We start from the raw sequence: 14,644 nt of genomic DNA, 5'->3' as shown, positions 1-14,644 counted from the left end.
CCGATCCGTCATCGACCACAAGTCCCGAATCATCGGTTCCCTGCCTTTTCATCGTCTGATTCAGTGCCCCGCGGAGCGAATGGTTCGTCGTCGAGCGCGAACGCGCGCCACAGATCCCGGTAGCGGCCACCGCGCGCAAGCAACTCGTCGTGGGTGCCCGCCTCCGCGACCGCTCCCCCATCGAGAACGAGGATGCGGTCGGCGTTGCGGATCGTGCTCAATCTGTGCGCAATCACGATCACCGTCCGCGAACGAGCCAAACGCTCGATTGCGGACTGAATGAGGGCCTCGGAAGCCGGATCCGCGTAAGCGGTTGCCTCGTCGAAGATGAGCACCGGCGCGTCCGTGACAATCGACCTCGCGATGGCCACGCGCTGCGCCTCACCACCGGAAAAGGTCACGTCGACGTTGACCACCGAATCCAGGCCCTTCGGCAGCGCCGCGATGACCGTATCGAGGTTCGCGAGCTTCGCGGCCGCCATGATTTCGCCGTCGGTGGCGTCTCTCCTGGCCAGCCGGATGTTCTCCCGCAAGGGCAGCGTGAGCAACTGCGGATCCTGGAACACCACCGACACCGAACGGTGCACGTCGCGCACGGCGATGTCGCGAAGATCGTCGCCGCCCAGCAGCACCGAGCCTTCGACAGGGTCGTGGAAACGCGCCAACAGCCGGGCGACGGTGGACTTTCCGGAACCGGAGGACCCCACCAGCGCCGTGAGGGTCCCCGGTTCGAACGTCGCGGACATCCCGTCGAGGACCCGCGGCCCATCGGCGTAGGAGAAGACCAGGTTCCGGACCTCGAGCGCGCCTCCGCGCGCGGGCACCGGATCGGCGGGCTCGGCGATCGGCGGCGTGCTCAGCACCTCCGCGATGGACTTCAGGGCGGCGATCCCCGCGATGATGGGTTCGGAGTTCATGGCCACCCGCACGATCGCCGCGGAGAGTCCAAGGCTGAGAACCAGCCCGGCGACGAGACCCTCCGGTATGCCGCCCGCGGCGTCCCTCAGAGCGAGGCCGGCCCCGCACACCACTGCGAGAACTGTGGTCGGGGACGTCACCACGTCGATGAGCCCGAGATAGATGTTCGACTGCCGGGACCAGGCGGACCACGCGCGGACGAACGACAACGCCGCGGCATCGTAGCGACCCGCGCCCTGGTTAGCACGCCCGAAGGACTTCATCACCGGGATACCGCGCACCAGCTCGATGACCGCGGCCGTCACTCCTTCGGAGGCTCGCTCGTAGTCGCGCTGAAGACCGGCTCCGCGCGAAATCATCACGCCCATCAGGGCGAAGGTGACCAGCACCGGGACGACCGCCACCACCGCGATCCGCCAATCCACCATGACGAGCGCGATGAGGGAAAGCAGGGGAACCAGCACCGCCACCACGGTCTCACCGACGGTGTGGCCCATGAGCTGGTGGACAGCCGCGACGTCCTTCTCAACCGACTCGATGATTCCCGACGACCGCCGGGCATCCAGCCAGCCCAGGGGCAACTTCCGGATTTGGGCGACCAGTCGGCGCCGGAGGTGGAGCTGCAGGTCATTATCCGCCCGGTGCGAGAGCATGCCGGCGGCGCCGTCCGCGGCCATGCGCACCGTTGCGGCGACGACGATGACAGCCACGGCCAACCACGTCCGATGCTCCGGGGCCTCCGGGTACGTCATCGCGATGTCGATGATGCCGACCAGCGAAGCGACGGTAGCCACCGACGACAGGACGGATAACGCGACCACCGCACGCATCCGGGTCCGAATCGGGGCGAGCAGCGACCACGGGCCTACGGTCCCGTCCACGGCGCTCACTTGCCCGCCTCCCCGATCGCGCTTTTCTTCGTGAGAGTGCAGAAGTACACCATGCCGGCGTGTGAGGCTCCGCCCAGCTTCAGCCCGTTGGCTTCGGCGAGGTCCTCGACCTCGCTGCCCCGGAACACCCGGTGGCCCATCTTCGCAACGACGGCCATGTCCACATGCTCGTTCACGTCGGGATCCTCGACGAACGTCTGCACGTAAGCGATGCCTCCATCGGCGAGCAGCCCGGCGACCCTGCCGAGCGCGGCTCCCGCATCCTTCATTTGGTGGAGCGCGCCACACACCCAGATTTCACAGGCCCCGCCGGGCTCTCCCGCGAGCGGCGTGAGGATGTCGGCAACGTGGAATTCCGTCCGGGCCCCAAGCCCGTCGGCGGCGGCGCGTTCGCGGGCGATGCGGATCGCATTGGGCGACAGGTCGTAGCCGACGATGTTCGCCCTGCGATAGCGAGACTCAGCGGCGAGCGTGCGGGCGAGCCACCCGGTTCCGCAACCGAGGTCGAGGACCCGGGCCGGCGCATCCGGCCCGGGATTCAGCGCACGGAGCTTCCGGTACACGGCGGCGTCCATCGGTTCGCGCGCATAGCGGCTGAGGAACCTCGGCTGGACCTTGTCCTCGTAGGCCGCGAGGAGCCTGCGGTTGTTCTGGACGATCTGGGCAATCGACTTCATCTGGTTCTGTCTCCGGGTGTGTGGGCCGCATCCACGCGGCGGTTTCGGGTTAGATGCTCGGATTCGCGGGCCGTCATGCAGACTCCCCCGGCCTCGTTTTCACGGCGATGCCCCACGCCGCGAGCACGGCGATGCCTAAGAACCAGGCCGCGCAGACCACCAGACCCGCAGCTCCGGTGCCGTTGACGGCCTCGCCGGCCGCGGATACGGGGGTGTGCCCGGCGATTCCGCGCAGGAGGGGACGGAAGTGGTCGGCGGGCATGAGCACCGTGTTGACGAACATCGCAACGATGATTAACGGGATGAGGGCCACGGAACCCTGGGGGCTGGTGATGGAGAACGCGATGTACGTGCCGGTGCATGCGGCCGCCGCGGCAACCATCGCGCCGGTCACCGCGATCCTCCACCACCAGGACACCTCCGGTGGGCCGTCGGAAAGCAAGGCGGCCACCGCCGCGACGACGGCCGTCATCGCCATGATCTGGATGAACTCGGCAATGATCCGTGCGGCCGGCACGGCCGCGTACGGCGCCGGCATGGTGATCAACCGCTCGTGGAAGCCATTGCTGCGTTCAACGAACACGGTGGATGATCCCGTGATGGCCAGGATGAACGCCCACGCCGTCACGACCAGGATGACCGCGTTCCGGAGTTCGAACTCTCCGGTGAGCTGCCTGACCAGGCCACCGAACATGCGGTTGACGATGAACAGGTACACGAGCGGAGCAATGAACGTCATGAACCAGAAGTCGGGGCGCCGCAGCCAAATGTGGGCGATGCGCCGCAGATGCACGAAGATGGCGCCAATCATGATTCGCTCCTCGAGGTGAACCGGCGGATGAACAGGACGATTCCGGCGACCGCCGCGACACCGAGCCACAGGGCGGCCTCTTCCCCGGCGCGATCCGGGAAGGCGTCCGGGGACGCCGCCCTAATCACCTCGATCACCGGCGAAAAAGGCATGTGGCGCACGACGTCGCGAAGGGAGCCGTCCAAAGCGGTCGCCGGAATGAACGCGGTGGAGAACATGAGCAGCAGCATTTCCAGCGCCTGGATCGATGAGGCCGTCGACACCGGGGCGGGCACCATCAGGATCACCCCGTCCGTGACCAGGGACAGGACCGCCGCGGCGAGCAGCGACCACAGGACAGTCCACGCGACTTCACCGACAGCCATGTCGAGGCCGCAGGCCCACGCGACGACCAGCAGCGCCGCGATCGACGCGGACATCCGCAGCACATCGGTGACGAGCCTGCCGGCGACATAGCCGCCTGTGGCCCCGGGCAACACGCGCACGCGGTCAACGAGCCCGGATTCGACGTCCTGTCCCACCGCCATCGCCGACGCCGCGGCGGTGAACATCGCCGCCTGGAACAGGCAGCCGCCGAGCACGAAACGCAGGTACCCGAAGCCGGATTGCTCCGCCGAGTACCCGAACACCGCGTACAGGCACAGCAGGAAGAGGGGCGGAACCACGAACATGGAGATCAGCGACGCGGTGTTGCGTCGCAACAGCAGCAGATCCCGACGGAGAAACGCCGCGACCGACGTCGCACTCATCGCGCCGCACCCCCTGTGTTCATCGATATGAACACCTCGTTGAGGGTGGGCGGCGACACGCTCAGCGAATCCGGCAACGCTTCCGAGGCCTCCATCGCCTGCGCCACCGCCTCGAGGACCCGCGGTCCGGGGTCGACGTCGAGGGACACCGACTTCCCCGCGACGCGGGCGCCGTCCAGGCACGTTCCCCCGAGGCAGCGGGCGAACGCCTCCGCCTCGGCGGCGGTGGCGAAGGACACGCGGAGCACGTGCGACCCGAAGGCGCGGCGCAATTCCTCCGGCGTTCCGCTGGCGACGATGCGGCGATCCTTGAGCAGATGGACGTGGTCTGCCAGCGCCTCCGCCTCTTCCAGGTACTGGGTGGTCAGCACCAGGGTCATTCCGTCGTCCCGCAGTTGCCGGATGAAGCCCCACAGCTCTTCGCGGCTGACCGGGTCCAGCCCCGTCGTGGGTTCGTCGAGGAACAGCAGCCTGGGCACGACGCACAGCGACGCGGCGATGTCGAGGCGGCGCCGCATGCCACCCGAATAGGCCGACGCCAGCGTCGAGGCACTGTCTGCGAGCGAGAATTGCGCGAGCAGTTCCGTCGCGCGGGCGGCCGCGGCGGCGCGGTCGAGTCCGCGCAGCCGCCCGAAGAACTCCAGGTTCTCCCGGCCGGTGAGGTTCTCGTCGATCGCCGCGAATTGGCCGGTGGTGGCAATGTCAGCGCGCACGCCCGCCGGGTCCTCTTTCACGTCGCGCGAGAAGATGCTCACCTCGCCGGAGTCGGCGGTGATGAGCGTCGACAGGATTCGGATGAGGGTGGTCTTGCCTGCACCGTTGTGGCCGAGGAATGACACGATCGCCCCGGTGGGCACGGTGAAACTCACGCCGTCGAGCACATGCTTGCGCATCCGGGCACCGCGCTTTCCCTTGCGCCCGCCGTCCGGCGGGGCACCTGCCCCGCCTTCGGGCGGGGTGCCCGCTTTGCCCGCAATCGGGTAGCTCTTCGTGAGGTCGCGGACGACGATCGCCGCACCTCGTTCAGCTTGATCCGTCATCGTTTCCCCTTTTCTTTGGTATCGCAGTGGGCCGCTGTCGGCAGCGGCCCCGTGGCCGGGTTGTCATGTGGCACCTCGATATGGATGCCCGCATCGCGGGCGAAGGCGAGGACCGGTTCGAGGAGCCGGGGGTGGCCGACGAGATCCCGGCACCCCGGCGCGACCGGCTTCCCCGCGACCGCCACAACGGTGGCGGCAGCAATCGCCGCGGTCATTTTGTAGGAACCCGGGCCGGTCGCCCGGACGACGGTCGTCTCGGCCGCCGGCCCCGCATCGCCCGCGCCGGCAGAGGACAGTGCGACGACCAGCTCGGCGGGTTGCGGAGTGCCCTTCGCCCGCGCCTTCCGCGATGTCACGGCCGCCCCGAGACGGGCGAGCAGACCGGAGACAACGGGCATCGAGTACAGTCTCGACGTGCGGATTTTCTCCACCGACTCATCGGGGAGGGCATCGAAGGCGACGTGGTAGGAATATCCGAGGATCGAGGGGCACACCCCGCGTACGACGTCGATGTCCGGGCATTCGTAGCCGATTCCGCTTTGCGACGACACCAGGTTGCGCCGCACTTCGACGATGGCGCCGCCGAGCATCGCGCGGTATCCGCCGCGAATGGTCCGGAACATCGACTCGACCGACGCGGCCCCGGATTCCTGGTCGGCGCCAATTCGCAGATCGACCCGCACATCGCGGACCTCTTCGACCCCCGCAGCGCAGGCCCCGAGCATCAACAGGGCCGTCGACAAGCCCGGGCACAGGCCGAACCCGGTGAGCACGGGAACCCCCTCCCGCCGAGCATCCCCGTCGAGGGCCATGATTGCGCGGCGGGCGTCGATCGAATCGTTGACGTCGATGTACCCGGTGCCTGAGTCGATGCAAGCACGGGCGAGTGAGTCTGCATGCACCTCGAACGGGCCGATGCCGGCTTCGGCCAACCGAGTCGCAGCCGCCACCGCCTCCGCATGGACCCGGCCGTACGGGACGAAGACGTCCCGCCGATTCTCGACGAAGGTGATCCCCTTTTTCGTCTCATCGGCCTTGTCCCGAAGCACGTCGCTGATGGTCCGGATCGTGTTCACTGGTACCTCTTTCGGTTGTCGGCGCCATGCCGGTGCCGGGCGGACCGGGCCCGCATGGCGCGACCCGGAGGATGTGTCTGAAGGGTTGAAGCAACTGGGTGGGGCGCGTCTCCGCACAAGCTCGGAAACGCTCGCGGGCTCGAGGCCCGCCGGTTCCGGGTGCCCGTCAAGTCACTGCGGACACCAGGGCGGCAACGAAGGTCGCGGCGGACGCTGCGGCCGCGAAACCATCACGCACTCGCCAGGGGTGATCAGTGCGGAAGGTACGCCGCGGATGGCGGCCGAAGTTGCGCATCGCCAGGGTCAGGGACAGCTTTTCGGCGCAGCGCACGGCGCTGACGAACAGGGGAAAGGCGATGCGCGCGGGCGTCGTCGCGCGAATGAAGCCGGAGCGGAAAGACTGCCCCGGTCGCATCGAGCGCAATCTAATCGCCCATGTCAGCTGGGGGATTTCGCTGCGAAGGAACGCCGCGATGCTCACCCCGGAAATCGCTATGGTGCACCATGTGTAGGGCACCCGGAGGCGTTGCACCATGGCGTCGAAAAGCTCCTCGACGCGCATACACGCGGAGACCAGGACCGTCCCCGCGAACACGGCCGTCAGCAGCAGTCCGTGATGGATGCCGTGGCGGACAGCCTCCGCCGGATCCCCACTGCCGTAGAACTCGGAGCGCCACCCGAGCAGGCCGAAGAACACCCCGATCAACAGGGCGAGGAGGACCTTCCCCGCCGTCGCCCGAACGTCGCGTTCCGCGATTGCAGCGAGTGCGAGGAACGCGACCACCGTCAGGGCGAGAACGGCGTCTCCGCCGGAGAGCAGCCCGGCGACGAGGACGAGCATCACCGCCGCGACAATCGTGATGGCGTTCAACCCCGCGCGCATTCGAGCGGCGGATCCACTGGTCCAGGGGCTTTCGTCCAAGGACGTCCGTGCGCCGGCCGCGGGCAGTGCGCGATCCCGCCGGGACGACTCCGGGGAAGCCGGCACGTCGGCTGCGGGACCGGACCAGGTGACCTTCCCTTCGGCGACGATGCTCGCCCGATCCGCCCACGTTCGCGCAGCACGGCGGTCGTGGCACGTGAACACAACGGTTCCGCCGGCCCCTGCGTATTCCGCTAGGGCATCCAGTACGATGCGCGAGCTCGGCGAATCCAGATGCGCCAACGGCTCGTCGAGAAGCAGCAAACGGCGATTGGCCGCCACCGCCAGGAAGATGCCCAACCGTCTTTTCTGTCCGCCCGACAGGACGAACGGCGAGACGGGGTCAAGTGCCCGGGGGCACAAGGCTTCCCGCAGTTTCCGCAGCTCATCGGCGCCGAGTGGTCCGTGCGGGTCCGTGCCGGCCAGCGCGGAGTCGATTTCCGCGGCGACGGTCGCGCGGGTGAACTGGTGCTCGGGGTTCTGGAACGCCAACGACGCGAAGGCGTCGGGGACGCGCCGGGCCGACGCGCCGTCGATCCGGAGGTCCGCTCCCGCCTTCATCTGGCCCGACAGCACCGCCAGCAAGGTGGACTTACCGGCTCCGTTGGTGCCGACCAGGGCATGGATCTCGCCCCGTTCCAATGTCAGATCGGCCCCGTTCAGGATCCGCTCCCTGCCCCGGGCCACATGGGCTCCGGTCAAGGCCAGCAGTGGAACGGCGTCCGCCTCCGATTCCGGATCAGCGCCATCCCCGGCTCCCCGGGACCTTCGCCGCCGGTCCGGACTGAGACGGTCCGGTGCCCCCGTGCCCGGCGTACTGGCGTCCGGCGTTCCGGCGGTCGCGGCCGTCGTCGCAATGCCCTTCACCGCGATGCCATCCGGCGCTCCGTGGGCGGCGACGCTCCCGTCCGCATCGAGGATTGTCACCGTGTCGACCCACCCGTCGAACGGACGGAGGTCGTGCTCGATGAGCAGGATGACGCGCCCCGGGGCCCGCAAATCACGGATGGCGGCGAACAGCGACCGGCGACCCTCCTCGTCGACGTGGGCCGCGGGCTCGTCGAAGATCATGACCTCCGGCGCCCTGGCCACCGCACCGGCGATGGCCATCCGCTGGCGTTGCCCGCCCGACAAAGCCCACGGATCCTTCTCCGCGAGCTCTGACAGCCCGAGCTCTGATAGGGCCGCGGCTGATCGCTTGGCGACGATGTCGGCTTCCACGAGGGAAAACTCGAGGGCCATGGCCACGTCATCGACGACTCGGAGCGTGAGCACCTGCGTCGCCGGGTCTTGCCCGACGAAGGTGACTCGGTCCCTGTCCACGGGGCATTCGGTGCCGTCGACATCAACGATGTGCACGGATCCGGCATGGTCGATGGGGATGTGCGAGGGGATCAGTCCAGCGATGAGGTGGGCCAGGCTCGTCTTTCCGCATCCCACGGGTCCCGTGATGACATTGATCGTGCCGAAGTCGAAGGAGAGATTCACCATGTCGGGTGCCCATCGCCCATCGGCGTGCCGCACGCCAGCGCCACTGACCCGTAACCGGGCCGGGGCCGTCCCACGTGTCGCACCGGCGCACGCAGGTGCTCCGCCGGTCACCGGGTGACCTCGCGGCTGCGAAGCCCCTTTGCGACGGCAAAGCCCAGGACCAAAAACACCAGGCTCGATGCCAAGGCTACGGCGAAGCTGATCAGGGTCATGGGCGTGGTCGGCGAGTCGACGCCAACTGCGCGCGGGGCCATCGTTCCCATCATCGCGGAGAACAACATCGCCGACGCCACGAACTGGGTACGCGTCCACCGCCGGTACAGGGTGACCATGAATGGAAGCTCGATGAGCAATCCTTCCATGATCAGCGCCCCGATCGCGGCGACGCCGAACGGGGTGGTCGCCGCGGACACGACGCCCATGGCAAGGCACGCAATGAGGCTCGCGCCAGGCTTGCGGACGACGATGAGGGGAACGACGCACTGCAGGAACCACAACCCGAGCGTCGCCGCGACGAGATAAACGTGGGCGATGCCGGCGAACACCTGCAGGTAGGTCAGGGGCACGACGACGAGAGACCCCGCGACGCCGATCGCGGCGGCGACGAGCATATCGCGGGTGGATGGTCGGCCACCCGCTGCGACCGGTGCGACGTGTACCAACCGCCCGTCGTCCGTCTGCGACGCCACCGCGTCGCCGTCGCCCGTCCCGTCCGGGCCCGCGTCCCCGACTCCCCCTCCGGAGAGGGGTTCTCTGGTCGATCCACGTTTTCTGTTCATCGTCGCCGCCTCGCTTCCGTTGCCGATTCCCGATCGGAACATAACTTGAAACAGTATTAGGTTAGGCAATCCTTATCAACTTATGCCAGACTCGAATTATTGACTTTGCCCCCGCTTCCCCCCATTACGTTGTTAGCAGTTCCACCTCAGGGCACCGAAGATTCATAGCCTGTCCACCCGATTGGGCTGGTTATGTTTATTTCCGGTCCCTCCGTCTGAAAGGACAGTGGAACTAGTCGCTGGCTTCGGTATGGCTTGTTCCCGCCCCTGTCTGAAAATGATCCGGGGGTGATGCCGCCGAAGACAGTGACATCCTCAAACTGCTAATAGGAACCCGACCCAGCCCAGGTGGTATGAGGTCTCACAGTAATGTGGATGCCAGCGCAAGCATGTCCGACAACCCCAGCGATGAAGCTTAAATAGTCCAACTTCTCATTCATCGCTAGGAGGCATACACCCATGGCCTATGACTTCGTCATTGGCGTAGACGTCGGCAAATACTTCCACCACGCCTGCGTCCTCGATCCCCAAGGCAGGCAAGTCCTGTCCAAACGCATCAATCAGCATGAAGGCTCGCTACGCAAGCTCTTCGGCCAATTCCTCACCGACAACGCCTCGGTCCTTGTTATTCCCAACAACATCGGCCGGTTGACCGTCGCAGTCGCCCAAGACATGGGGGCAGATGTTCGCCATCTACCAGGGCTTGCGATGCGGCAGCTCTCTCGCATCCACGTCGGCAACTCCAAGACCGATGTACGCGACGCCTACGTCATCGCCCATGCCGGTCTTAACCTTCCAGATTCCCTGCGCAGTGTCGACCGCGTTGAGGAAGTCTTTATCCAGCTGATTTAGGCCGTGACAGCGGCATCCTCCGAGATGGGCTCGATTCCCAGGCGGTTGAGCATGTAGAGCACGCGGGTGCCGAGGTCATCGGCCAGCTCGCGGGTCTCCTCCACGGTCTCGGCGGTGGCGATGTCCCAAATCTTGATGTCCTTGCCGGCCTCGTCGCGCGGGATCTCGCGGCCCAAGTACACGATGTAATCCGGGATGGTCACCAGACGCAGGTCCTCGAGGTAGCGGTCCGGGTGCTCCGCCATGCCGCGCTCTTGGAGCACGTGGGCCATGTGGGAGTCGGGGTCGTTTTCGGGGTGGGCTACGGCGGCGTCGACAAGCAGGGCCTCGCCGGCGTACTTCTTCGTCAGCGCTACGGCAGCCTGCGCCAGCGCGTGGTCAGCTCCTGCGGCGAAACGCACGTGGATGCGGTGGGTGCCGAAGTGCTCGCGGACCTCGCGCTCCACCATCACGGGGATGAACTCTTCTAAGGTTGCGCCGGCCTCGTGGCGCTCAATGGTGGCGTCGAGGAAGGAATCAATCTCCTGCGCGGTGTACTCGTGGCCATAATCTGCGTGCAAGTCTTGGCGCAACGTATCGAAACGGCGGGCATTCGGGGAAGTCATCTCTAAACTCACTTTCTGTTCGCCTATTGTTAACCTGCTGTTAACTTTAATCAATCGTTGAGCGTCCGACAAGTTTTATGTGCGGCGTCCCGGCCCCGTGCGCTGGCGAAACCTCCCAAAGAAAGGCCAAAGGCCTGCCGGGTGTTCCGGCAGGCCTTCCTGGATTGTTCCTTCTTCTTATCGGGAATGCGCGTTGCGCGACTGCGCAGCTTGAGGTGTTCCTCGAGCCGCTCCGGGGACATCTTCCACATGCTGCGGTCTGCACGCTTCTTCTTGCGCTGGGCCATGCCGTCACCTCCTTCCATCGAGGTGTCTCAGCATAGCGCGCCACGGGGACTAACCCGTACAGGCCGCACGCGGCTTAGTGGCCGCGCTCCTGCTCCAGGGCCTTGCCCTCATTCCAGAACGGGGCCAGCTTGTTATCGAACATGCTCAGCGCGGACGCGATGGCCATGTGCATGTCCAGGTACTGGTAGGTGCCCAGGCGGCCACCAAAAAGAACCTGGTTCTCGCGGGCCTCAGCGGCGGCGAGCTTGCGGTAGGCCTCCAGCTTGGAGCGGTCCTCCGGGGTGTTAATCGGGTAGTACGGCTCATCGCCCTTCTCGGCAAAGCGCGAGTACTCCTTCATAATCACCGTCTTGCCCTTGGGGTACTTATCGGCGCGCTCCGGATGGAAGTGGCGGAACTCGTGGATGCGGGTGTAGTCCACGTCCGCATCGTTGTAGTTCATCACCGGGGTGCCCTGGAAGTCACCGGTCTCCAGCACCTCCAGGTCGAAGTCCAGCGTGCGCCAGCCCAGCTCGCCCTCGGCGAAGTCGAAGTAGCGATCCAGTGGGCCGGTGTAGACCACCGGCGCGCTTGGCGACGCCTCTCGCACCTCCTCGTGCACGTCGAACCAGTCGGTGTTGAGACGGACGTCGATAAGCTCGTGCTCCGCCATCTTCTCCAGCCAGGCTGCGTAGCCGTCGACGGGCAGGCCCTCGTAGGTGTCGTTGAAGTAGCGGTTGTTGAAGGTGTAGCGCACCGGCAGGCGCGTGATATTGCCGGCCGGCAGCTCCTTCGGGTCGGTCTGCCACTGCTTTGCGGTGTAATCGCGAATGAAGGCCTCGTAGAGCGGGCGGCCAATGAGCGCGATGGCCTTCTCCTCCAGGTTCTTCGCCTCATCCACGGCAAACTCACCAGCCTGCTCCTTGATGAGCTGGCGCGCCTCATCCGGCGAGTAGTAGCGGCCGAAGAACTGGTTAATCAGGCCCAAGCCCATGGGGAACTGGTAGGCCGTGCCATCGTGCATGGCGAAGACGCGGTGCTGGTAATCGGTGAAATCGGTGAACTGGTTGCAGTACTCCCACACGCGCTTATTCGAGGTGTGGAAGAGGTGCGCGCCGTACTTGTGAACCTCGATGCCGGTCTCCGGCTCGGCCTCCGAGTAGGCGTTACCGCCAAGGTGCTCGCGGCGCTCGACGATGAGCACTTTCTTGCCCAGCTGGGAGGCTGCGCGCTCGGCCACGGTCAGGCCAAAGAATCCGGATCCAACAACGATGAGGTCATATGCAGTCATGGCCATCAGCTTAAAGCAGTAACACGCACAGAACGGCGGGTGACACCCAAGCGAGAAAACTCGCGTGTCACACCTTCTTCCACTCCAACACCTGACGTAACATCTGTCCCGTTAGTTAACTTTTTGCGCTCCTTTTAACCTTGTGGCGCACACCATCCTAGGGAGTAACAGTGCACCTCAAACGTCGTCTTGTTCCCGCGAAATCGACGTGGTCCACGCCGATTATCGCCACGGTCACCTCGATCGCTGTGGTTGCTGCCGCAGCCGTGGGCGGCCAAACCCTTATCCACACCCAGGAAGCGGGCAGCGGGCCCATCGAAGTAAGTTCGGCCTCCGAGTCCTTCGGTTCTGGCGAAACGGTCGTGGTGGATGACCCGGCCATCGCCGGCCAGGGCGAGGGCGAAGGCCCGCGCGCGGTCAAGCAATTCCACCGCGATGAGACCTTCTCCTCTTTTGCCGTGACTTGGAAGGGCGCGCGCGATGTCGCTGCCTTCGTCCGCGCCAAGCAGCCAGACGGGTCCTGGTCCGAGTGGTACGACATGGACTCAATGTCCTACAACAACGATGATCCGAACGCCACGAACGGCACCGAGCTCATCTTCGTGGGCGATACCAACGACGTGCAGGTCTCCATCAACAATGTGGATCTGGTAACCGGGTCGAATCTGGACGAAGAGTTCACCGAGACCCCCGTTGAGGACGCCGCGCTTGACGACGCCTCCTTCAACGTCGGCGACATCGCCCCCGTCGCTGAGGCCGAAGAGCTTCCCGCCAATAGCGACGTGGAAGGCCTCGAGGCGGTCTTCATGGACGGCAACGCCCAGGAGGGCGAGGTCATCGAGCCAACCGCTGAGACCGATGGCATGCCGCGCGTGGTTTCGCGCGCCGGCTGGGGCGCGGATGAGAGCATCCGCTGCTCGAGTCCCACCTATGATGATGGTGTGGAGGCCATTGCGCTGCACCACACCGCGGGCTCCAATAACTACACCCGCGCGCAGGCAGCCGCGCAGGTGCGCGCCGCGTACAAGTACCATGCGCAGAACCTGGGATGGTGCGATATCGGATACAACGCGCTGGTGGATAAGTACGGCACCATCTACGAGGGCCGCTACGGCGGTCTCGCTAAAGCTGTGCAGGGTGCGCACATCGGCGGTTTTAACAAGAACACGTGGGGTATCTCCATGATCGGCAACTACGAGACTGCGCAGCCGACGGAAGCCCTCTTGGAATCTGTCACCGACCTCGCCGGCTGGAAGGGCGCCATTTCCGGTGTCGATCCGACCTCCCGCGTCTCCCTTCGCTCGGAAGGCTTCGGTGGTTCGCGCTACCCAGCAGGCGCCTCTGCCCCGGTTTATGGCCTTTTCGGTCACAGCGACGTTCATTTCACTGCCTGCCCGGGTAAATACACCATTGCCCAGTGGCCGACTATCCGCCAGGCAGCGCACAAGAAGTACCTCGCCATTAAGTCGGGCGCATCTGGTTCGACGTCGACAGACTGGGGCAGCGGAAATACCTCTACCCCAGACTCCTCTGGCTCCACGCCGAACGGAAACGCGCCGTCTGCTCCCGCACCGGCTGCCCCGGCACAGGAGGCAACGTCCTCGCTGGGCGATACTGAAATCCCGATGAGCACCATCACCGCACTAGTCGGCCTGGCTGGCACGCTCTTCGCCATCATGTATGCCCGCTCGGACCAGCAGATTGACACGGATAAGACGGTCAATGGGCTGCCGCTGGAGCAGATCCCGGGCATCGTGACCAAGGTGTTGGCCCTGAGCAAGAACGAAGGCCTGAAGCAAACGTGGACGGCAGTTCTCAATACCTTCGGCCCAGCACTTGGTCTGGCAGTTGGCGGTCCGGATGAGTCGGCAGGCATCATCTACCAGCTCTTCCAAAACGGCATCGTGCTCAGTTCCGAAGACACCGGTACGCACGCGCTGGTGGGACGCATCGCAAAGGAATGGGCCTCCGGCAACAACTCGGCAACGCTCGGCTTGCCGACGTCCGACGAAGTCCCCACCGGCCTCGGCAAGGAAGTCCGCGTTCAGTTCCAGGGCGGATCCATTGTCTACAACCCGGAGACTGAGCAGATTCAGGTCTTCACGGACTAATCCCAGCCGCACCGTGTGCGCGTGCAGCTCTGTGGGATCGCCGATGTCGCGGGAGCCACCTGGTGGCTTCCGCTTCAGCGTGTGTTTGGGATTGGGGTTTAGGTATCCGGCGGTACTGCGTCGAATAAGTCCCCGTTTGAAGCGTCCTGGGTTTAGTTCCGCTTC

General features: G+C 65.5%; 12 protein-coding genes and 1 pseudogene. 2 read left to right on the top strand and 11 right to left on the bottom strand.

Translation table 11 applies throughout. From position 1 onward, the window contains the following. Window positions 1-29 precede the first annotated feature (29 nt). The 8 genes from HMPREF2896_RS02955 to HMPREF2896_RS02920 form a co-directional block, all read right to left on the bottom strand. Window positions 30-1,808, bottom strand: a complete 1,779-nt coding sequence (locus HMPREF2896_RS02955; protein ID WP_070717569.1) for an ABC transporter ATP-binding protein — start codon at window positions 1,806-1,808, stop codon at window positions 30-32. Further along, a complete protein-coding gene (locus HMPREF2896_RS02950) occupies window positions 1,805-2,485 on the bottom strand; it encodes a class I SAM-dependent methyltransferase (RefSeq protein ID WP_046647601.1) in 681 nt (226 codons plus the stop codon). Before HMPREF2896_RS02950 ends, HMPREF2896_RS02955 begins: the two co-directional genes overlap by 4 nt. 73 nt (window positions 2,486-2,558) lie before the next feature. Then, the gene (locus HMPREF2896_RS02945) at window positions 2,559-3,296 is read right to left on the bottom strand and encodes an ABC transporter permease (protein ID WP_046647602.1); all 738 of its coding nucleotides are present in this window, start codon (window positions 3,294-3,296) and stop codon (window positions 2,559-2,561) included. Beyond that, complete coding sequence (locus HMPREF2896_RS02940; RefSeq protein WP_046647603.1) at window positions 3,293-4,045, bottom strand: ABC transporter permease; 753 nt, start codon at window positions 4,043-4,045, stop codon at window positions 3,293-3,295. The genes HMPREF2896_RS02945 and HMPREF2896_RS02940 overlap by 4 nt, the downstream gene beginning before the upstream one ends. Beyond that, complete coding sequence (locus HMPREF2896_RS02935; RefSeq protein WP_046647604.1) at window positions 4,042-5,085, bottom strand: ABC transporter ATP-binding protein; 1,044 nt, start codon at window positions 5,083-5,085, stop codon at window positions 4,042-4,044. Before HMPREF2896_RS02935 ends, HMPREF2896_RS02940 begins: the two co-directional genes overlap by 4 nt. Further along, entirely contained in the window at window positions 5,082-6,161 is a 1,080-nt protein-coding gene (locus HMPREF2896_RS12625; RefSeq protein WP_246823982.1) for a saccharopine dehydrogenase family protein, read from the bottom strand. The genes HMPREF2896_RS02935 and HMPREF2896_RS12625 overlap by 4 nt, the downstream gene beginning before the upstream one ends. 166 nt (window positions 6,162-6,327) lie before the next feature. Then, window positions 6,328-8,574 (bottom strand): ATP-binding cassette domain-containing protein, encoded by a 2,247-nt coding sequence (locus HMPREF2896_RS02925; protein ID WP_246823981.1) that lies wholly within the window; start codon window positions 8,572-8,574, stop codon window positions 6,328-6,330. 107 nt (window positions 8,575-8,681) lie between these two features. Then, entirely contained in the window at window positions 8,682-9,185 is a 504-nt protein-coding gene (locus HMPREF2896_RS02920) for an ECF transporter S component (RefSeq protein ID WP_239107369.1), read from the bottom strand. A 627-nt stretch (window positions 9,186-9,812) separates the two neighbouring features. Here HMPREF2896_RS02920 and HMPREF2896_RS02915 point away from each other — a divergent pair. Further along, window positions 9,813-10,199: pseudogene (locus tag HMPREF2896_RS02915) on the top strand (IS110 family transposase); the annotation flags it as partial. Window positions 10,200-10,201: 2 nt separating this feature from the next. Here the strand turns inward: HMPREF2896_RS02915 and HMPREF2896_RS02910 are convergent. The 3 genes from HMPREF2896_RS02910 to glf form a co-directional block, all read right to left on the bottom strand. After that, window positions 10,202-10,810 carry a three-helix bundle dimerization domain-containing protein gene (locus tag HMPREF2896_RS02910; RefSeq protein ID WP_070717560.1) on the bottom strand — a complete coding sequence of 203 codons (609 nt, stop codon included), beginning with the start codon at window positions 10,808-10,810 and terminating at the stop codon, window positions 10,202-10,204. Window positions 10,811-10,860: 50 nt separating this feature from the next. Further along, window positions 10,861-11,097 carry a hypothetical protein gene (locus tag HMPREF2896_RS02905; protein ID WP_046647607.1) on the bottom strand — a complete coding sequence of 79 codons (237 nt, stop codon included), beginning with the start codon at window positions 11,095-11,097 and terminating at the stop codon, window positions 10,861-10,863. Between the two features lie 74 nt (window positions 11,098-11,171). Beyond that, complete coding sequence (glf, locus tag HMPREF2896_RS02900) at window positions 11,172-12,368, bottom strand: UDP-galactopyranose mutase (RefSeq protein WP_070717557.1); 1,197 nt, start codon at window positions 12,366-12,368, stop codon at window positions 11,172-11,174. A 170-nt stretch (window positions 12,369-12,538) separates the two neighbouring features. Between glf and HMPREF2896_RS02895 the strand changes: the two genes are divergently transcribed. Next, window positions 12,539-14,479: an N-acetylmuramoyl-L-alanine amidase gene (locus HMPREF2896_RS02895; RefSeq protein ID WP_070717554.1), complete on the top strand. Its 1,941-nt coding sequence runs from the start codon at window positions 12,539-12,541 to the stop codon at window positions 14,477-14,479. Window positions 14,480-14,644: the final 165 nt, after the last annotated feature.

Origin of the sequence: Corynebacterium sp. HMSC069E04 (assembly GCF_001813175.1) — a bacterium.
GTDB classification, from domain to species: Bacteria; Actinomycetota; Actinomycetes; order Mycobacteriales; family Mycobacteriaceae; genus Corynebacterium; species Corynebacterium aurimucosum.
This window is presented reverse-complemented; position numbering and strand designations above follow the sequence as displayed.